The sequence below is a fragment of the Glaciimonas sp. Gout2 genome (assembly GCF_035018905.1).
GTDB lineage: Bacteria > Pseudomonadota > Gammaproteobacteria > Burkholderiales > Burkholderiaceae_D > Glaciimonas.
In genome coordinates this window covers 68,339-87,333 of the sequence record NZ_JASJXA010000019.1, presented here as the reverse complement: position 1 = coordinate 87,333, position 18,995 = coordinate 68,339, and the positions used below count along the sequence as shown (strand labels likewise).

The window sequence follows — 18,995 nt, the reverse complement described above, 5'->3', positions numbered from 1 at the left end:
GAGTTCGCACAACCGTAATAAATAGCGTGGGTAATCTACGCCTTCACGCGCGCAGTCGGCGCCGACCTTCTCATACTGATTCTGTCGCATTAAGCGCAGTCATCAAAGCATTCGAGTAGACTTCTTCCTTTGAAAAAAGGCGAACCGAGATGCTGGATACCAAAGGGATGCGATTTCCGATCGACGTGATTCTGGTGTGTATCCGCTGGTACGCGGCCTACCCCTTGAGTTACCGGCATCTTGAGGAAATGATGGAGGAGCGTGGTGTGGTTGTCGACCATTCTTCGATCAATCGTTGGGCTATCAGATTCTTGCCGCTGCTGGAAAAAGTATTCCGCAAATACAAGCGTCCGGTTGGCGGCAGCTGGCGAATGGACGAAACGTCTATTAGCGTAAAAGGGGTCTGGAAGTATCTCTATCGGGCCGTGGACAAGGAGGGCAAGACGGTCGATTTTCTTTTGACGGCCAGACGGGACAAGGCGGCAGCCACACGTTTTTTCGACAAGGCCATGCAGACCAACGGTATCCCGGAAAAAGTCACGATGGATAAAAGCGGTGCCAACAAAGCGGCGATCGATAAGATCAATGCCGGCATGGACACGCCAATGGTAGTTCGGCAGGTCAAATACCTCAACAATGTCGTCGAACAAGACCATCGTGCCGTCAAGCGTGTGACCAAGCCGATGCTCAACTTTAAATCATTTCGGTCCGCCCGAAACGTCCTGGCCGGCATCGAACTCATGCACATGATCCGCAAAGGACAGCTCATGATGGAAGACTCCGATGCGATGTCTTTTGCCGACCAGTTTTATGCTTTGGCAGGACAAATCCGTCCAGTTTGAAGGCCGGGGCAAGAGCCAGCCAAAAATCCGATCTGTCCTTGCTAACGCGACAGAACCGTAGTCAATATGCCAGCCAGCTTTACCAGAGCCTTCTCGATGAACATGGCTTTGTTTGCAGTATGAGCCGCCGTGCAAACTGCTGGGACAATGCCGTTGCTGAACGCTTCTTCCTCAATCTCAAGATGGAACGCGTCTGGCAACGCCAATATGCCAACCACGCGGAGGCCAGCAAAGACATTACTGCTTACATTGTCGGCTTCTATAACACCGAGCGATTCAATTCAGTATTGGGAAATCTGTCGCCCGTCGCCTACGAGCGAAAAATGGCATAAAAAAAACCTATTGTTGTGTCCGAAATTACTTGACCACCACACATCCGCATCATTGCCTCCCTGATTGTTCGCGAGACAATAAATATATCGCCAAATCTGCTCGAATGGCTGCCTCCGGTTTTAACTGCTCTCGTCTACGGCAAGTGGCAGACTGCGTCCGATGTTTCAGGGGCTGCTCCACAGAATTCTGTCCGAACGCTTTTGATCAACTGTTCCTCCAACAGTGCCGTCGCAGTGGGTAGCGTGCCTGGTGCTCGGTGCAAAACGATTTCGACCTCGGGCAGCGGGGGAAAATTTTCCTCGAGCCCGAAAGTCCGCCACTCAACCGGTACCATGCTCTGCGCCATCACGGTCACAGCCAATCCTCCAGATACGGCGATCTTTCCTCCAGCAAAGCTCTGGCTGGAGTAGGCGACACGCCAAGGGCGTCCGTGGGCGTCGAGTGCAGCCAGCGCATGTTCGCGGAATACGCATCCCTCTGGAAACAGAGCCAGTGGAACCGGCGCCTCATCGTGCACCAGATGTTGACGTGAGCCGGCCCATACCAGTTGCTCTCTGCGCAATATTTGGCCGCAGCTGCGGTTCGACTGTCGCGTGATGAGGGCCACGTCGAGGTCGCCAGCCTCAATTTTGTCGAGTAACTCGCCACTTAGCGCTCCGATTACTTCCAGTTGCACACGTGGATAAGCATGGGCAAAGCTCGTCAGGACGGCAGGTAAAAAAAATTGCGCGTAATCGTCTGGCATGCCGAGCCTGACGTGGCCTTCGGCGAACGGTTGACCGAGCGCAGCAAGGGCCTCATCGTTCAGGCGGATCATGCGGCGCGCATAGCCAAGTAGCACCTCGCCTTCTTCAGTCAATCTTATGTGACGGTTATCTCGTTGGAGCACTTGCTTGCCAATCAACTCCTCCAGCTTGCGCAACTGCATGCTCACGGCGGACTGAGTACGGCACAGGTAGCGGGCCGCGCGCGTAAAGCTACCGCTGTCAACGACAGCTGCAAAAGCTTGGAGTAAGGTCAGATCAAGGTATTTCAACATGGCACCCATCATCACGTTTCGTGATCGTCAGCATAACAACAATTCGTTTGCTTGTCACAAAGCGGCATTCTATATTGATTCCTAGGCATATGTTGGCCTGTCAACCAGAGGAGTGAGATGTTATGAAGGTAGGATTTATAGGTTTAGGAACCATGGGACTCCCAGCCGCCAGAAATATACAGGAGCGAGGTTTCGAGATGGTCGTGTATGACCTGCGCCGGGAAGCTGCTGAAACCTTGTTGGCTAACGGAGCGGCTTGGGCAGACAGCCCGCGCGAATTGATCGAGCGCGTCGATGTCGTGGTGAGTATGGTCTTCGGACCGGTGCAGATTGAGCAAGTGGTTCGCGGAGTGGGTGGTTTTTTCGAAACCGATGTTAAAGGCAAGCACTGGATCGATCTGACCACCAGCAGTCCCTCTCTGATGCGGAAACTTGCCGACGAGTTCATCGCGCTTGGTGGATTTCCGATTGATTCGCCAGTTACTGGTTCTGTTGATTCAGCAATCCGTGGTGACATGATCTTGTTTGTAGGTGGAGATGATTCACACATTGAAAAAACGCGTCCCGTGCTTGAGGCGATGGGTGTGGTGCGTAAGGTCGGCCGCTACGGCAACGGCTACGTCGCTAAACTGGTCAACAATCAACTCTGGAAGATCCACGCCGCTGCGATCGGAGAAGCCATGGTTGCGGCCAAGGTCGCTGGCCTGGAACCCGAAGTTTGGTGGGAAGCGATGAAGGGCGGTGCCGCCGATAGTTTCGTGATGCAACATGACGTACCATCGATCTTTGCTGGCCACTACGATCCGTCCTTCCCGCTCGCGCTGTGTCTCAAAGATCTCGGTCTGATCGAAGAATTGTTGCATGAAACCGGCACACGTTGCGAGCTGACCCGTGCGACACACGCGCGCTTCGAAGAAGCGAAGCAGCGTTACGGTGAGCGTGCTGGCGAAATGAGCGTCTGCCGACTCATCGAGGAGGACGCTGGGGTGGCTTTGCGCGTTGCAGGCGACTGGATCCCGCCATGGGAAGTGACGCCGACACGGTCTCAGTTACTAGCCTAACACCGGCTAGCACCCAAGAAATTCGAATTTCTAACTAAAGGATGATGAAATGATACTCAAACTTATAGGTTCCCTAAAGGGATTGACGCTGGCTAGCGTGCTGCTCATGTCATTCGGCGTCCAAGCGGCGGAGGGCACGGCCTTGCGACTGAGCTGGTTTGCCGAGCCCGACTCTGAGGTTGTCACAAAAATGGCCAAGGAAGTTCTCGAACAGCAACTCGGCTACAAAGTTGACATGTCGGCTGTCGCGCTCGGACTGCAGTACCAAGGCGTTGCTACAGGTAAGCTTGACGCGATGCTGATGGCCTGGTTGCCGAATACCCAAGCAGCCTATTGGGATAAGTTCAAAAACCGTGTCGATGATCTCGGCGTCATCTACGAGGGCCGTCTCGGCTGGGTCGTACCCGACTATGTTCCTTTGAACGAAGTCAGAACCATCGCCGACCTGGCGAAGCCCGAAGTACGGCGCAAGCTTAATGAAAAAATTCAGGGTATCGACGCCGGCACTGGCCTGATGCGCAAGTCCGAGGAAACGATCAAAAACTACAATTTGGCGGACTATAAGCTAGTCCCCAGCAGTGCGGCCGCGATGACCATCGCACTTGATCACGCTATGCGAAAAAATGACTGGATCGTCGTCACGGGCTGGACCCCTCACTGGATGTTCGGAAAATGGAAGCTACGGTATCTGGAGGATCCAAAGGCCTCGTTGGGTGGGGCCGAAGGCGTACACGCGCTTTCTCGCAAAGGTTTCCGCAAAGATTTCCCGCGCGCAGCGGATTTCCTTGAACACTACAAGCTGCCGCTGTCCGACCTGCAGACGATTATGGCTGAGGCCAACGCGAGTTCGGATTACGATGGCGCGATTAGCCGCTATCTTAAAGCCCACCCGGAGAAAATTGCTGAATGGACCACAGGTGCAAGGAAGCTCCCGCTTTACGGCAACTGATCTCGACTACGATGAGCCATCGCTTCGGATCAAGCTGATTGCTGAACACATTCTGCGCCATGCTTGATAAAGTGCAAAAACCGGAGGTTTCTTGGACGTGGTAGCCGCCAGTGCACGCTGATTGCCATGCCCGGCACGCAACGTCCAAGAACTCAATCCAAGAAACTCGTCCAGGAACTGGTTCTACCAACGAGTTTATGGCCGCGCCGCAGTCGCAATTTTTGCTGGTTCGCTGCGATGGAATACAGGTCGGCGCGGCTGATTGCAGGTTCATTCGCAGTTATCTCTGGTTTGAGGTGGACGCTGGCCGCAGCTAATTCTGGTCGAAAAAACCGCTGAATGCAGGTCGGACCGTTTTCAAACGCAGGTCGCGACAAATAGGGGCTGGTTTTTAGCCTTCTTACATCTCTGGTTTGAGATGGGCGATAGACGCAGCTATTCCTGGTTCAAAATTGGGCTGAGTCCCGTGAATTCGGTGTCTAAAGAGATCAGCATGACTTCTCTTATATCGTGACAGGCGGGCGCTCACGAAATGCGTAGCGTGCGGCCTGCGCGTCGTAGAGCGCGTGGTGTTCTGGCAAACCATTTTTCTTGTGATACGCGTAACGCAGCAACTCGTTAATATTGCGTCCGCCATGGCGCGGCTTGCACCATGGCGGCACGCGATTGTCTAACGCGTCGGCGAACAAATCCCAATCGGTTTGATAGTCGATGCAAATTTCAACGCCTTCACTGTTGCGCTTGACGATTTTCATCCATGCCGTGATGCGCATACCAAGTTCTGTAACCGGACAGTAGGCATGTGGATACTGGTTCAACAGCGGAATGACCGCTTCCCGCACAAAGGCACTGCACGCGGCGGCGGTAAAGGGCACTTCCGCATAAAATTCCTCGCCAAAATCGGCAACCATGCCGATGCTGATCAACATCGGGTCGCGGAAATCGGTGAATACGTCCAGCGTGCGAGGCATCCCACTTGGATGCCGTAAATCTGGCAATAAAGTGCCCGATTCAACTTGAAAATCGCTGTCTTGAAGTCGCATTTCTTGTTTTACAGAAATTGTTTTATAAGCATCGGTATATTTGGGACTTAGATCAATCAGGAGACAGTTGATGAAATCAGGAAAAGTGGTGGTTGACCACCTATACAAGGTCTTTGGGAATAATCCAGGGGCGGCTTTGAGTATGCTTAAAAAAGGATACTCAAAGGACAAGATTTTTGCTGAAACAGGGCAAATCGTCGGTGTCCAGGATGTTTCATTCGAGGTGAAAGAGGGCGAAATTTTTGTGCTGATGGGGCTCTCCGGTTCGGGTAAATCAACCCTGGTCCGTCTGATCAATCGCCTAGTTGATCCGAGCGCGGGCAGCGTCTGGGTGGATGGTCAAGACGTCGCTGCGATGAGGGGTCCTTTTGATTCCCTTGCAATATACGACGATAGGCACCCCTAGTATCCATGCGGGTTTCAGCGGGGTCGCTCCAGTAATCCCCTTATAAATCAATCACTTGCTGTCTGGGTCGCAGCCGGCATTTTCAGTAGCCTTTCGGGCTGTCAATCGGCCGAAACCGATTTCCAATCACGTTCTTGCATTGTTATAGCAAAAAAATAGCAGTTATCCATTATTGCGCAATTTAAATATAACGAAAGCTCGTTTTATAACGTTAGAAATGCATGTAAGATATACGCAGATTTCTTCCTTTTTACCGAGGTCCGTAGGCCGCGTATCGCCACCACCACTTTCGACCAGATCCGTTCGACCATATTGGGGGACCGTAAGGATTCCTACGTAAATGAGTAACAGGCGAAAACAGCTTTGGAATCAAAGTATTTTCGCGTCACCGAACGATAGGTAACGCCCCATTGCGGCCATTGAACATGCATGTTGCTGTGGTCAAGTAATTTCGGACACAACGATAGGTTCACGTGCTGCCATTTTCCGTTCGTAGACGGAGGGCGACAGATTGCCCAATGCTGAATTGATGCGCTTGCAGTTATAGAAGCCGACGATGTAGTCGGTGATGTCAGCCTTGGCCTCGGCGTAATTGGCATATTGGCGCTGCCAGACGCGCTCCATCTTGAGATTCAAGAAGAAACGTTCCGCCACGGCATTATCCCAACAATTTCCCTTACGACTCATGCTGCAGACGAAGCCGTTTTGCGACAGAAGATCCTGGTAAAGCTCGCTTGTATATTGGCTGCCTCGGTCCGAATGGACGATCAGACCTGGCGCCGGCCGCCGCTGTATGGCCATGCTCAACGCATCGCAGACCAGTTTAGCGGGCATGCTCGGTGCCATGGCCCAGCCGACCACCTTGCGTGCATACAGGTCCAGCACGGTGGCGAGGTACAACCACCCCGCGCCGGTACGGATGTAAGTGATGTCGCTGACGTAAGCCAGATTCGGCGCGGTCGGATTGAACTGCCGATTGAGCACATTGGCGGCGATCGGCAAGTCGTTCTTGCTGTCTGTCGTGTGAACGAATTTGCGCTTCCAGACGGGCTTCAAGGCCGCCATACGCATCAAACTTCGCACCCTGTAGGGGAGCCCACAGAATTCGGAAAAAATAGTACGCTAAGGGTTTTTAGGCAGAGTTTGACAGCGATGGCCCAACACTTGTGCTCACCAGGCGCCAAATTTGCCGGAGTGTCAGCAAACGCCCCCACAGCAGACCTTCGCCAATCGATTCAGGGAGGCGGAAAATCCTCGTAAGATTTAGGCATGTATCCCCAAATTCTAAGAACGTCGCCGCGCACTTCAAATTCGAAACCGATCTGTTCGACGACCTTCGAAATTTCGTCCGTATGGTCGATCGTTGTAGGCGCAAGCAGTCTGCCTTTTGCGGGAACGCCCTCCCACAAGCCGATATCAAACCACTCGACTGACGCGAACGGAAAGGGCAAATGGTAAAACCACTCAACGTCCCATCCAGAGATATACCCTGTTACTTATTTGGATCGGTAAGACGGACGCCATCCCGTCAGACTACGGAAATGATTGATTAGCTCATCCCAACGAGTGTTGTTTGAAACGCACCCCAAGTTTCTAGCAGCGACAGCGGCGTCGATTTTTTTTCGTACTGCGTCGTTGTGGGCTGTTCCTGCGCTTGGCAATTCATCCATATTGAACCTGATTATTGTTCGCTTGCGACCGTCCGCTCCTGGCCGGTTGCCGCCTGTCGTGAAACAAGTGTTTCCCGACAGATCAGCAGATGACATCGAAAGCTTACTCGCAAAGGCCTATAAAGTGTACGGAAAACTATGTCGTCATGGCGTAGATAGCTCCCTCAAGATGCCTGACCTCAACCATAAATCAGACATTATGCTGATAATGTAAAATACTGCCCTAAATTGATAAAATTATGCGAAGAAGATAGATGCGATCAGACTTGCTGCTGGCTCCATGAATTTATCTTCAGAAAATTTTCGTTAATTATTTAACTAAAAACGTACGCCAAGAGAAAGCCGATTTAAATTATTTGCACTGAAATTAACATATTGATCGCGTGCCAGTCGAACAAAGTATTGGTCATAGTCATAGGTGACTGAAATGGCATAGCCTCTGACGAAAAATCCGTCATCAGAAAACCCACTTTTATACGAGGTGTCAATTGTAATCCGTTGCAGATCGGACGGTTTATAGCGCCATACGAAATGCGTTGCTTTTCTTTGAGTATCCAAGCGATTTTCCCGAATATGCAGCAATGAAATTTCTATATTGGAAAGAGCACGCGTACCGATGCCTAAATCAATTGCATCGCTAGGATCGAAACCGAGATTATAAAAAGGACGTAAATTAGTTCTGTCAATTCCAAGAATCGCAAAAGTATCGCCTCCGATTTCTGTTGATGCGGAAACGCCTGCGTATCCCCCACCGCCATACTCTACTGAAGAAACCAAACGAACAAGACCAAAGTCGTGGTTGTTGCTGTAACCAATCCGATCCTGAACAAAACCATTCGAATTGCCATACCGCCCAATCCATCCAGTATGTTCACCGCGACTGACACGGAGGTTAATATCGGTGGCATCATTTCTATCGGATGATTGATAATAAGACGGTGTAATTTTAAAATCTATTTTTTTTAAATTTTCAGATACTGCTTCTGACACATCCACAGCCTGCGCTGCCGTATAGATAGTTAAACCGATGCATGATAGAAACACTTTTGTGACAACGATTTTCATTTTTATCATGGAGCTATGCTTTGGTGAAATTAGCTAATCGTCCCCCGGAATACCTGCCGCCTGGTCCATGATTGGGTAGGGCATCACGGTGACATGGTTTCGGAGTCATAGGGGCTCGCGTTGACGGCTGTTCTCGCCGCTGGCGAGGCCTTGATGGACCATTTTTTGATGATAACAGGAGTAGCTTGTCTTATTGTCATGCCTGACGTTGGTTTGATATGCAGCTGACTTCACTCGGTCGTACTCGGACTCCAGAACGCCTGCCGAACCGCCGGCAACGCTGCCAATCGCTGCGTCAGTGCATCGAGTTCGTCGCCATCCACCGAGGTCGCGGCCAGCGTCGCTTCGATCTCCACCTCGTCATGTCCGAAGGCGTGAAGATCGAGGTCGCGGGTCGGATAGTTGCTGCGCTCGAGTTCCTGTTCCAGCAGCGTCATCACCGCTTTCTGATGGCTGCGGTCGGCGATGACATAGACGGTATTGGTCACTTCGACCGAGGCCAGATCGAGCGGCTTGCGGTTGATCGCATTCACGATCGGGCGCAGCAAGGTATTGGCAGCCAGCACAAACAGCGTGGCGATCACCGCTTCGAGTATCAAGTCCGCACCGGCAGCGGCGCCAACGGCCGCCGAACCCCACAGCGTCGCGGCCGTGTTGATGCCGCGCACATTGCCTTCTTCGCGCATGATGACGCCCGCGCCAAGAAAACCGATGCCGGACACGACATAGGCCATCACATGCACAGCGCCTTCAGCGCCACCCAACCGGTTGGCCATGTCCACGAACACGGCGGCACCGACCGCCACCAGGACATTGGTGCGCAGACCTGCGGTGCGCTGCCGGTACTGCCGTTCGAAACCGATCAGTCCACCCAGCACAAAGGCGGTGCTCAGGCTCACCAGCGTGTCAAGCAGGGAGATCAGGTTGATGTTTTGAATTGCCAACATGCTGATGCTTTATTCCATATTCGTTATGACCAGCGATAGCAGCGCGCGTGGAAGTACGCTACTTGAAAGCAGAGTATGCATGAGAAAGCCTGGCCGAGCCGTGGGCCGATACGCAGCCGCCAGCTGGGCACATGGTGTTGACCGTGTTCGCCGCATCGCTGAATTCGAGCGTATCCTGATCATCGACCGCACCAGAAGCGGCCGCGTGGCGGCCAAGGCGCGCGGCGCGAAGTTCGGGCCACGTCCAGACTATCCGCAACTCCGCAACATCATATCGTTATCAAATTTTTCTTCCTTGGGAAGTCACTTGAGCAATTATTCTTCTTTGAGCCAAGTGGCGTGTTGGGAGTCTTCAATGGCGTAGACGCCGCGCGAACTTTTCCATACCAATGACTTGGTGCGCAAGGCTTCGAGCGCGTACTGGATGGAAGAATCCTCGATCGTTACCGCTGCGTTTGTTAATCTTGCGCAGGCGTCCTTGTACATCTCGTAAGTATTCGTTCGGAACGGTGCGAAATCATGACCGGTGATCGCCATCACAGTCAGCACGGCTGCCTGCAACGGGGGCAGCCCATTCACTTCGCGCATGAAGCCTTGTTTTGCGTCCACCATGATCTTGTTAAGCACTTCCTGAAACACGGTATCGACATTCTCTGCCGTTACGTCAAAACGAAACGCCAGGTCATCGAGGGCCTTACGCAGGGATTCTGGCTTGTGGCCAGCGGCGATGAATGCGGCGCGCAGCACATCCAAGGATGGTTTTACCTCACCGTCATATTGATCAAGTTCCCATGCAAGGTAGTCGTCGCCCAGGGGCTCAAGATCGAGCAACACGGCGCTAAGAAATGCCTGGTCTTTTCCTTGTACGAGCAAACTCAGTTTGTCCCTGTTGGATCCTGTCGCAATGAGCCGGAATCCGTAATGATTTGAGCCGTTGAGCTGGTCGCGCGCTGCCTTGAGAGCGAACAGTGCGGAGGCGCCGGCATCCGTGGTGATCGCGTGTTGTGCCTCATCGATGACCAGCACAATCATCGCCTTGGTCGCATCCGATAGTTCAGCTAGCGCCTTGGCAATGGTCTTGCCAGATCCGATGCCAACTTTCCCTATGTCGAGCTGAATTCCAGCGACGTTGACTTTGTCCAGGCCGCCGCGACGAGCCCATTGCAACAGGGTTCCTTCCCTTTTTTGCAGATGATCGCGGACCGCTTCCGAAATCAAATCGCCGGGGTCGCGGCTACGATCGCTCCAGAGATCGACGTAGATGACCTCTGCGCCCTGACTTTTCAAAAAAGGGATGATGTCTTCGTTGATCAGCGTGCTTTTTCCAGTACGACGCGGCGCCGAGATAAAGACGCCCGACGCCCCCTTGGGTGACAGCGTGCGTTTTGCAATGTTTTCTGCCAGGATAGTGCGGTGAAAGATGGGCGTGCTGCTCATGATAGCTTTCAAAACGTGTCTGAACAGTCTAAATTATAGTCGATTATAGTTTTTTATAGTTCTCTATAGTTTAGTTAGGAGGCGAGTACTGGAGGCAGTTCATGAAACTAAAAAAATCGCTAAGATTTTCCGGGCAGCTGCGCCGGTGATCATTTGACGACGGTGAGCACTGTCGCCCGAGAAATTTTGTACTGTCGCGCCAGGGCGCTGACGCTTGTCTTCTTCTGGTAGGCAGCTATCATCGCTTTGCGCTGCTCTGGCGTTGTTTTGGCCGGCCTGCCGAGTACCTTCCCCTCGGCCTTGGCGCGAGCCAACCCCGCCTGTGTTCGCTCAACGATGAGATCGCGCTCCATCTGCGCTATCGCCGCCAACATGGCCAGCATCAACTTACCTGGAGTGGATGCCAGATCGAGTTTGCCGAGCTGGAGAACAACGACCTCGACGCCGAGCGCGGCCAGTGACTTGATCGTCGACAGCACATCCGGCGCATCACGTCCGAGTCGATCGAGCTTGGACACAACGACCGTATCCAATGCCCGCAACTTGCCCAGCAGGACACTGAACTGCTTGCGCTGGGCGGCGTGGGCCTTGCCGCTCACCGTGTCGGCATACCAGTATTCAACCGCGTATCCTGCGCGCTCAATTTCAAGCCGTTGGTTGTCTGTGGTCTGCTCCGCTGTCGAAACACGCCCGTATCCAAAAACTGCCATGATCCGCTCCGTTTACATGTTGAAAAATGTAGTCAATATAAATTGACATGTGATTTTGTTTAAAGGCTAATTTTTCAACAGTATAGTCGAATTACTTTAATGGGTGTTGGAAAACGGCCGGTTTCCAACAGGACTGCGAGGCCTGACTTAAAAGCTGAGTGCGCTTATTGCGACTGCGTTTTCGTTCGCACTTGGCAAGGTAAAGGGGGATCTGATCTGGCCAGGCGTGGCCATTGGTTTCAAGGTAATCAAGACAATCGCCTCGGTGCCGTCATCGACCATGGCAAAGTGAAAACCGTTTTGACAATGGCCCTCACGGATCAACACCCCCCATTGTGTTTATCGGCAAGGATGATCATGACGTTTTTGACGAGGTCATCGGGGGCGTTTCGTGAGCACGAGCGTACAGTCCCAGGATTTCCGACTATTGAGCTGGCTGTACACTCAAGGTAGACCGCAAGAAATCAATCAATGCGCGTACCTTCGCCGATAGATGCCGGTTCTGTGGATATAAAATGGAGAACGGCCGGGAGCGCCCGGCAAGATCGTGAAGAACTTCCACGAGGTCTCCACGCTTCACGGCGCCGGCGGCCGCGAAGTGGTAGGTCTGGTATAGGCCGCCCCCGGCATTGAGCCATGCGACGCAACCGAGCGCATCGTTGAGTATGCGCATCCGGCTCTGAATCGGATGATCGATCTCTCCCCCTTTTTTGCTCTTGAACAACCATGACATCGGACGCCCGGTATTCGGTGATACGTACTGAATGCAATCGTGAGCCTGAAGGTCGTCAAGTGAAAGTGGCGTGCCCTTTTTCATCAGATATTCCGGTGTGCCGAAGACGCCCAAAAACGCGTCCTCGAGCTTGTATGCAACCAGCCGCGAGTCTCGCTGAATGCCTACCCGTATGGCAAGATCGAATCCTTCCTCGACAAAATCGACGATCCGGTCCGAGATGCTCAGCTCTATTTCGATCTGCGGGTACGCCTCGGTGAATTTGGGCATCAGGGGTAGCAATCGATGCGTTCCGTAGGCGGTACTGACACTGATACGCAGCAGCCCGCTGGGCACTGTTTGCCCGCCGGTGATGGCGCGTTCGGCTTCGGCGATCTGGCCCAGAGCCAACTGGCACTCCTTCCAAAAAAGCTCCCCTTCGTTTGTGACCTTGACGCTGCGAGTTGTGCGGGAGAACAGGCGCACTCCCAGGCGTTGTTCGAGCCTGCCGATGGATCTGCTGACGGCCGCCGGTGTGACGCCGAAGACCTCGGCTGCCGCAGTGAAACTGCCCAACTCTGCTGCTTTGCAAAATTGCTCGATGCTTCCGAGCTGCATCGAATCAACACCCGCCATCGCTTGTTCTCAAATGTAATAAATGAATTGATTTTAACCCCATTTATCGGCGGCAACCAAGTTAATATACTACGGCCATTGCTTGCGCAAAAGACCGATTGCAAGCCAACCGGGGTGCTTCGCCGAGGCTCGCCACACTATCTGCTCCAACCATAGGGGAACACCTTCATGACAAGCAAACTGCGCCTTTTCACCTCGCCTTCGGCGTTTCCCAACCCGCAGCGCCTGCGCCTGTTCATGCACGAAAAGGGCATTGCCGATCAGTTCGAGGAACGCATCTACGATATGTCGCCGGGCGGTGAACAGCGGCAATGGCCGCACCTGAAGATGAATCCGTGGGGCGAGACACCCACTCTTGAACTGGCCGACGGCAGCTTTATTTCCGAGACCGCCGCTATCGTCCGGTATCTCGACCAAGCCTACCCGGGGCGCAAGATCATGGGTGAGAACCCGCTGCAGCAGGGTCTCGACAACATGTGGGACAACCGCATTTGGGTGCATATCCACTATCGCATCGTCACGGCGTTCCATGTCCTGCATAACGGGCTCGGCCCGAAGCTTGAGCTGACCACCAATCACGCCTGGGGCGAGCATTGCCGAAAGGAGGCACTGGTGCATTCGGCTCTGGTCAACCGGCATCTGTCGGACGGACGCGACTGGCTCCTCGGCGGGGACGAGCCTACCTTCTCAGACATCACGCTCGCAACCGCGATCGCCTTTTCCAAGTTTCCGGTCAACGCAATCCCGTTGGACGAGCGCTTCGAGCATCTGGATGCGTTCTGGCGGCGCTGGCAGCTCCGGCCCAGCTTCCAGGCTGCCTATGCCGACCGCAACAGCGGTGTGCCGGAGTTGGATAGTCCCCAAGGAAAATGATCCGAGCGGATCGGCGAAGGATCTCGAAACGCAATGAGTGCCCTGCGCGTTCGAGAAGCCATATCAACGACCTGCATCCAAAAACGCTTCGACCTGCATTCAGTGGCTTTTTCGACCGGAATTAACTGCGACTGACGGCCACTCAAACCAGAGATAACTGCGAATTGAGCTTCCCCTGAAATTTCGTCTTCCACAGGCGACGTAAGATAGCGTCAGTTTGGAAGCTGTACCTGCCGCTCGACGACTTGCTGTACATCACCAAACAATATATCAATTCCGAGGTGTCGCGCTCGGGCGTGGCGCGCCTGTTGAAACGCCACGACATGTCGAAATTGGCCGATGTCATCCCGAAAGCAGAGGGAGAAACGGCGCCACCGAAAAAGACTTTCAAGAGCTACGTGCCGGGCTTCATTCACATCGACATCAAGTACTTGCCGCAGATGGCCGACGAATCGTCGCGTCGTTATTTATTCGTCGCTATCGACCGCGCCACCCGCTGGGTATTTCTGCATACTTACGCCGACATGACCGACGTGAGCAGCGTCGATTTCCTGCGCCGGCTCAAGCTTGCCTCGCCCGTCAAGATCACCAAGATACTCACTGACAACGGATCGCAATTTACCGACCGATTCACGTCCAAAAACAAGAAGCCGACCGGCAAGCCTGCCTTCGATCTTGCCTGTGCCAGCATCGCCGTGGAGCACCAGGCGCCGCCCCGGCATCCACAAACAAACGGCATGGTCGAGCGTTTCAATGGCCGCATCAGCGAGTTGATCAGACAGACTCATTTCGCCAGCGCGGCCGAACAACTTGAAGCCACGCTACAGAATTACTGGAAGCTGTACAACCACCATATTCCGCAACGCGCCATCGATGGCAACACGCCGATACAAGCGCTCAAAGAGTGGTAGCAGAAAAAGCCCGATTTATTTGCCAAACGGGTTTATGACCGAACGGAACTTGACAGTTACCTTAGCGCCCGATTTTTTCCGAATCCTGTGTTCTTCCCAAAACGACCGACAATCCTGGGTGACAGCAATCGATCCATAGCAGCCATTACTAGCAACAAGGGCCGCGGAGAAAGAAACGCGCAATTAATGCGTTAAGGGGCGAGTTGAAGGACTGGCCGCATCAAGATTTCTTCTATAAGTACGTTGGCCGGCTGCGCGAACGCATAGACGAGTGCTTGAGCAACGTCCTGAGCGCTCAGGGCATTGAGCTTCTCACGCCGCTCATTGAGCGTGACACTGACGTTATGGCCAAACTCGGTCCAGACGGCTCCAGGTTCGATCACCGATACGCGAATTCCGTCTGGTCCCAGTTCCTTACGTAAGGCGTCATGAAAGCCTACAACAGCATATTTGGTGGCACTGTAAACGGACCAGTTCTCAACGCCATACCGCCCGCCCACACTGGAGACAGACGAGATCATCGCGCCTGGGCGTCCGCGCATGAGCGCAATGGCCGCATGCGTGCAGTTGAACACCCCGTACAGGTTCACATCGATCATTGTCTTCCATTGGTCCCGCGTGCTGTCTGCGAAAGGTGCGCTGATGCCCAGGCCGGCATTGTTGAACAGTAGATCCAGTCCGCCAAAGCGTTCCCGCACCAGCTCGAACAGCGCCTGCACCTGGCTGCCGTCGGTAACATCGGTCTGCACGATGGTTGCCGAAGCACCAAGCTCCTGCGCCAGCGCATCAAGTAGGTCACGTCGCCGCGCTGCAAGCACGACGTGGACTCCTTCTTCCGCCAGCAAACGGGCGGCTGCCTGCCCTATGCCGCTCGATGCGCCGGTGATGACGGCAATTTTTCCGCTGAGGTCCTGCATTTTCATAAATTTCCAATCAATTGTTAATGAGTCACTGCGGATGGCAAAGGCGAAATGCGTACATAAAGAATTACGATAATGTAGCTTAACAGGCTGTTGAAAAAAGAAATCTCTTCCCACTGAGCGACGAAAAATACTTAGAAAATGAGATTGGGCTGCCTAATTTTTTAGCAAAATATGCTTTTCAGCTCAAATCTCACGTATTTCTTGAGTGTGTTTTGAAAAATTTCCTACCGAGGAATGATTTTTCAACAGCCTGTTAACGGTGCTTTCAACTCGAATTAACCGCCTGCCGAGTTCCTCCATCGCAGGCCTGCGCAGGTCGTTGCGCAGCTTGGAGGGAACGGCCAGGTCACCGACAGCCGGCCGCCGGCGTCATCCGCAACTTCCATCAGACGCTTGAGGCAGGTTTTGCATGGGTCCTGCCGCCCATATCACGTGAGCGCAGCGCTCATGGGGAAAATTATTTATCATGGGATACTGACAAGCCATGCCTATTTTGGTCGCACTCCCTCTGTTCTTACCATTGACAGCGTATTTTCAAATTATATAGTGGTTCACAGGCTATTTTTGATGTTGCCTGTCAACTTCAAGAAATGTGCAAAGATTGACGTCTATCACGCGTTTCCCCTTCACAAATCCCATAAAAATAGGAATTGACAATCGATTCGATTAGTGCGATGAATTTTCGTAATCGCGTGTCCCTGTGTATACTCAGTTGTCTGTGTCATCGATGGCGGCCGGGATCGAGGATGCACTCAACATGATTTTCCCAGCTTTTACTTTAACCAATTCATTGTGAAAAATAGGAGTCTGACATGAGTACCGAAAAGACCGAAGTGAAGTGCCCGTTCAGTGCAGCCGCGGGCGTTGGAACGACGAACCGTGACTGGTGGCCGCAGCAATTGCGCCTGGATCTGCTGCACCAGCATTCTTCCAAGTCCGACCCGATGGGCCAGCAATTCGACTACGCCAAGGCGTTCAAGAGCCTCGATCTGGCGGCGGTGAAAACAGATTTGACCGCATTGATGACAGATTCCCAAGACTGGTGGCCTGCCGACTTCGGGCATTACGGCGGGCTGTTCGTGCGCATGGCGTGGCACAGTGCCGGCACCTATCGCATCGGCGATGGCAGGGGCGGCCCTGGCCGCGGCCAGCAGCGCTTCGCGCCGCTCAACAGCTGGCCCGACAACGTGAGCCTAGACAAGGCGCGCCGCCTGCTGTGGCCGGTCAAGCAGAAATACGGTGAAAAGATTTCATGGGCAGACTTGATTATCCTTACTGGTAACGTTGCTTTGGAAAGCATGGGCTTCAAAACTTTTGGCTTTGCGGGCGGTCGCCAAGATGTCTGGGAACCGGACCATGATGTGTATTGGGGGCGCGAGACAAAGTGGCTTGGCGGCGACGTGCGTTACTCGAAGGGTTCACCGGGGGTTGAAGAGAACCATGGCGTGCTCGTGAAGGACGACGATAGCGAAGCGACGCACACGCGCGACCTGGAGAATCCACTGGCCGCGGTGCAGATGGGCTTGATTTACGTCAATCCCGAAGGCCCGGACGGCAAGCCCGACCCGCTGGCTGCAGCCATCGACATTCGCGACACGTTTGGCCGCATGGCGATGAACGACGAAGAGACGGTCGCGCTCATCGCTGGTGGGCACAGCTTCGGGAAAACCCACGGCGCGGCGCCAGCGGAGCACGTTGGGCAAGAGCCTGAGGCCGCTGGCATCGAGGCCCAGGGCTTCGGCTGGAAAAACAGCTTCGGCACCGGCAAGGGCGGCGACACCATCACCAGCGGTCTGGAGGTCACGTGGACCAGCACGCCAACGCAGTGGAGCAACAACTTCTTTGAGAACCTGTTTGGCTTCGAGTGGGAACTGACGAAGAGCCCTGCCGGCGCGCAGCAGTGGATTGCCAAGGGCGGCGACGGACTCATCCCGGATGCCCACGACCCGTCCAAGCGTCACCGTCCCACCATGTTGACGACCGACCTGTCGTTGCGGGTGGATCCGGCCTACGAAAAAATTTCACGGCGCTTTCTGGAAAACCCCGACCAGTTTGCGGATGCCTTTGGGCGGGCCTGGTTCAAACTGACCCACCGCGACATGGGGCCACGCGCTCGCTATCTCGGCCCCGAGGTGCCGGCCGAAGAGCTCATCTGGCAGGACGTGATTCCCGTCATTGACCACGCGCTGGTCGATGATCAGGATATCTCGGCCCTCAAAAACAAGGTGCTGGCGTCCGGCTTGACGGTTGCCGAGCTGGTGGCGACGGCATGGGCATCCGCGTCCACGTTCAGGGGCTCCGACAAACGGGGCGGCGCGAACGGGGCGCGCATTCGCTTGTCGCCGCAGAAGGACTGGGCCGTCAATCAGCCAGCGCAACTCTCCAAGGTGCTCAAAGTACTCGACGGTATCCGCAACGATTTCAATTCCACGCAGTCCGGTGGTAAAAAGCTGTCGCTGGCCGATCTGATCGTCCTGGCCGGTAACGCAGGTGTAGAACTGGCAGCTAAACATGCCGGTTACGAGCTCAGCGTCCCCTTCGCTCCCGGGAGGATGGATGCCTCGCAGGAGCAGACCGACATGCATTCGTTCGCTCCGCTCGAACCAATCGCAGACGGCTTTCGGAATTACCAGAAGACGCGCTACAGCGTACCGGCAGAGGCACTGCTGATCGACCGGGCGCAACTGCTGACGTTGACGGGCCCGGAGATGACCGTGCTCGTTGGCGGTCTGCGGGTGCTGGGCGCCAATGTCGGCCAGACGCCGAACGGCGTCTTCACCAAACAGCCGGGCACGTTGAGCAACGACTTCTTTATCAACCTGCTCGACATGGGCACGCAGTGGCACGCCGTGTCGGCCGCCACCGACCAGTTCGAAGGGCGTGACCGCAAGACAGGTGAGCCGCGGTGGACTGCGACGCGGGTCGACCTGGTTTTCGGCTCAAATGCGCAGCTGCGCGCGATCGCCGAGGTGTACGCCACGGCCGATGCTAAGAAAAAGTTTGTCGGCGATTTTGTCGCAGCGTGGACCAAAGTGATGAACCTCGACCGTTTCGACATCGCGTAAGATGGGGTTGCCGAGTCGTACAGTTGTAGGCGCTCCATAAACGCCAGACTTTGCGGCTATGGAAATATTCCCATAGTCGCAAATCATGGCTGTTCGCCGACCCGGCGGCAGGCGTGCACGCCAGCGCCGTGGTGTATTCTCTAGTGCAAACGGCCAAGCACAACGGCCTGGAGCCGTATGACTGGCTGTGCCGCGTCATGCGCGACTTGCCAAAGGCAACAACGGCTGAGGATGGGGGAGGCGTTGCTGCCGTGGAATGGGGATTTGACGCAGGAGGTACTCGATGCCGGCGCCATGATGCCCGAATCGGCAACGGGGGTGGCATGAGCCGGATAACCATGTCGATTCTGATGTCGGCAATCAAGTTGTGCAA

Annotated in this window: 14 protein-coding genes and 6 pseudogenes; 10 read left to right on the top strand and 10 right to left on the bottom strand. The window is 54.2% G+C overall.

Going from position 1 to position 18,995, the window contains the following annotated elements; all coding sequences use genetic code 11:
- Positions 1-149 precede the first annotated feature (149 nt).
- Entirely contained in the window at positions 150-842 is a 693-nt protein-coding gene (locus QN379_RS14325) for an IS6 family transposase (protein ID WP_323506932.1), read from the top strand.
- Positions 843-880: 38 nt separating this feature from the next.
- A pseudogene (locus QN379_RS14320) lies at positions 881-1,174 on the top strand (IS3 family transposase); the annotation flags it as partial.
- 134 nt (positions 1,175-1,308) lie between these two features.
- On the opposite strand, the gene QN379_RS14315 reads toward QN379_RS14320, so the two are convergent.
- Complete coding sequence (locus tag QN379_RS14315; RefSeq protein WP_323506931.1) at positions 1,309-2,214, bottom strand: LysR substrate-binding domain-containing protein; 906 nt, start codon at positions 2,212-2,214, stop codon at positions 1,309-1,311.
- A gap of 122 nt (positions 2,215-2,336) precedes the next feature.
- On the opposite strand from QN379_RS14315, the gene QN379_RS14310 reads away from it, so the two are divergent.
- Positions 2,337-3,275 (top strand): NAD(P)-dependent oxidoreductase, encoded by a 939-nt coding sequence (locus QN379_RS14310; RefSeq protein ID WP_322240812.1) that lies wholly within the window; start codon positions 2,337-2,339, stop codon positions 3,273-3,275.
- Positions 3,276-3,324: 49 nt separating this feature from the next.
- The gene (locus QN379_RS14305) at positions 3,325-4,224 is read left to right on the top strand and encodes a glycine betaine ABC transporter substrate-binding protein (RefSeq protein ID WP_322240810.1); all 900 of its coding nucleotides are present in this window, start codon (positions 3,325-3,327) and stop codon (positions 4,222-4,224) included.
- Positions 4,225-4,727: 503 nt separating this feature from the next.
- Here the strand turns inward: QN379_RS14305 and QN379_RS14300 are convergent.
- Positions 4,728-5,267, bottom strand: a complete 540-nt coding sequence (locus QN379_RS14300; protein ID WP_322240808.1) for a hypothetical protein — start codon at positions 5,265-5,267, stop codon at positions 4,728-4,730.
- Positions 5,268-5,337: 70 nt separating this feature from the next.
- On the opposite strand from QN379_RS14300, the pseudogene QN379_RS14295 reads away from it, so the two are divergent.
- A pseudogene (locus QN379_RS14295) lies at positions 5,338-5,628 on the top strand (ATP-binding cassette domain-containing protein); the annotation flags it as partial.
- Positions 5,629-6,114: 486 nt separating this feature from the next.
- Here the strand turns inward: QN379_RS14295 and QN379_RS14290 are convergent.
- Both QN379_RS14290 and QN379_RS14285 read right to left on the bottom strand, forming a co-directional pair.
- Positions 6,115-6,762: pseudogene (locus QN379_RS14290) on the bottom strand (IS3 family transposase); the annotation flags it as partial.
- A gap of 146 nt (positions 6,763-6,908) precedes the next feature.
- A pseudogene (locus tag QN379_RS14285) lies at positions 6,909-7,262 on the bottom strand (DUF6678 family protein).
- On the opposite strand from QN379_RS14285, the gene QN379_RS14280 reads away from it, so the two are divergent.
- Complete coding sequence (locus QN379_RS14280; RefSeq protein ID WP_323506935.1) at positions 7,219-7,557, top strand: hypothetical protein; 339 nt, start codon at positions 7,219-7,221, stop codon at positions 7,555-7,557. The pseudogene QN379_RS14285 and the gene QN379_RS14280 overlap by 44 nt on opposite strands.
- Positions 7,558-7,661: 104 nt before the next feature.
- Here the strand turns inward: QN379_RS14280 and QN379_RS14275 are convergent, their stop codons facing one another.
- The 5 genes from QN379_RS14275 to QN379_RS14255 form a co-directional block, all read right to left on the bottom strand.
- On the bottom strand, positions 7,662-8,417 hold the full coding sequence (locus tag QN379_RS14275; protein WP_322240992.1) for a hypothetical protein: 756 nt from the start codon (positions 8,415-8,417) through the stop codon (positions 7,662-7,664).
- Positions 8,418-8,638: 221 nt separating this feature from the next.
- Positions 8,639-9,355, bottom strand: a complete 717-nt coding sequence (locus QN379_RS14270; RefSeq protein WP_322240991.1) for an MgtC/SapB family protein — start codon at positions 9,353-9,355, stop codon at positions 8,639-8,641.
- A gap of 315 nt (positions 9,356-9,670) precedes the next feature.
- The gene (locus tag QN379_RS14265) at positions 9,671-10,792 is read right to left on the bottom strand and encodes an ATP-binding protein (RefSeq protein WP_323506930.1); all 1,122 of its coding nucleotides are present in this window, start codon (positions 10,790-10,792) and stop codon (positions 9,671-9,673) included.
- A gap of 149 nt (positions 10,793-10,941) precedes the next feature.
- Positions 10,942-11,502 (bottom strand): recombinase family protein, encoded by a 561-nt coding sequence (locus QN379_RS14260; protein ID WP_322240987.1) that lies wholly within the window; start codon positions 11,500-11,502, stop codon positions 10,942-10,944.
- A gap of 424 nt (positions 11,503-11,926) precedes the next feature.
- On the bottom strand, positions 11,927-12,850 hold the full coding sequence (locus tag QN379_RS14255) for a LysR family transcriptional regulator (RefSeq protein ID WP_322240986.1): 924 nt from the start codon (positions 12,848-12,850) through the stop codon (positions 11,927-11,929).
- Between the two features lie 168 nt (positions 12,851-13,018).
- On the opposite strand from QN379_RS14255, the gene QN379_RS14250 reads away from it, so the two are divergent.
- Both QN379_RS14250 and QN379_RS14245 read left to right on the top strand, forming a co-directional pair.
- Positions 13,019-13,723: a glutathione S-transferase family protein gene (locus QN379_RS14250; protein WP_322240983.1), complete on the top strand. Its 705-nt coding sequence runs from the start codon at positions 13,019-13,021 to the stop codon at positions 13,721-13,723.
- Between the two features lie 224 nt (positions 13,724-13,947).
- A pseudogene (locus tag QN379_RS14245) lies at positions 13,948-14,634 on the top strand (DDE-type integrase/transposase/recombinase); the annotation flags it as partial.
- Positions 14,635-14,825: 191 nt separating this feature from the next.
- Here QN379_RS14245 and QN379_RS14240 read toward each other — a convergent pair.
- Positions 14,826-15,557, bottom strand: coding sequence for an SDR family oxidoreductase (locus QN379_RS14240; protein ID WP_322240981.1), 732 nt, complete (start codon positions 15,555-15,557; stop codon positions 14,826-14,828).
- Positions 15,558-16,369: 812 nt separating this feature from the next.
- Here QN379_RS14240 and katG point away from each other — a divergent pair.
- Both katG and QN379_RS23715 read left to right on the top strand, forming a co-directional pair.
- Entirely contained in the window at positions 16,370-18,622 is a 2,253-nt protein-coding gene (gene katG / locus QN379_RS14235) for a catalase/peroxidase HPI (RefSeq protein WP_322240979.1), read from the top strand.
- Between the two features lie 77 nt (positions 18,623-18,699).
- Positions 18,700-18,949: pseudogene (locus QN379_RS23715) on the top strand (transposase domain-containing protein); the annotation flags it as partial.
- Positions 18,950-18,995: the final 46 nt, after the last annotated feature.

Excerpts from the sequence above, each read along its gene's own strand:
- QN379_RS14325 (WP_323506932.1), top strand. The coding sequence starts at position 150 with ATGCTGGATACCAAAGGGATGCGATTTCCGATCGACGTGATTCTGGTG.
- QN379_RS14315 (WP_323506931.1), bottom strand. The coding sequence starts at position 2,214 with ATGTTGAAATACCTTGATCTGACCTTACTCCAAGCTTTTGCAGCTGTC.
- QN379_RS14310 (WP_322240812.1), top strand. The coding sequence starts at position 2,337 with ATGAAGGTAGGATTTATAGGTTTAGGAACCATGGGACTCCCAGCCGCC.
- QN379_RS14305 (WP_322240810.1), top strand. The coding sequence starts at position 3,325 with ATGATACTCAAACTTATAGGTTCCCTAAAGGGATTGACGCTGGCTAGC.
- QN379_RS14300 (WP_322240808.1), bottom strand. The coding sequence starts at position 5,267 with ATGCGACTTCAAGACAGCGATTTTCAAGTTGAATCGGGCACTTTATTG.
- QN379_RS14275 (WP_322240992.1), bottom strand. The coding sequence starts at position 8,417 with ATGATAAAAATGAAAATCGTTGTCACAAAAGTGTTTCTATCATGCATC.
- QN379_RS14270 (WP_322240991.1), bottom strand. The coding sequence starts at position 9,355 with ATGTTGGCAATTCAAAACATCAACCTGATCTCCCTGCTTGACACGCTG.
- QN379_RS14265 (WP_323506930.1), bottom strand. The coding sequence starts at position 10,792 with ATGAGCAGCACGCCCATCTTTCACCGCACTATCCTGGCAGAAAACATT.
- QN379_RS14260 (WP_322240987.1), bottom strand. The coding sequence starts at position 11,502 with ATGGCAGTTTTTGGATACGGGCGTGTTTCGACAGCGGAGCAGACCACA.
- QN379_RS14255 (WP_322240986.1), bottom strand. The coding sequence starts at position 12,850 with ATGGCGGGTGTTGATTCGATGCAGCTCGGAAGCATCGAGCAATTTTGC.
- QN379_RS14250 (WP_322240983.1), top strand. The coding sequence starts at position 13,019 with ATGACAAGCAAACTGCGCCTTTTCACCTCGCCTTCGGCGTTTCCCAAC.
- QN379_RS14240 (WP_322240981.1), bottom strand. The coding sequence starts at position 15,557 with ATGAAAATGCAGGACCTCAGCGGAAAAATTGCCGTCATCACCGGCGCA.
- katG (WP_322240979.1), top strand. The coding sequence starts at position 16,370 with ATGAGTACCGAAAAGACCGAAGTGAAGTGCCCGTTCAGTGCAGCCGCG.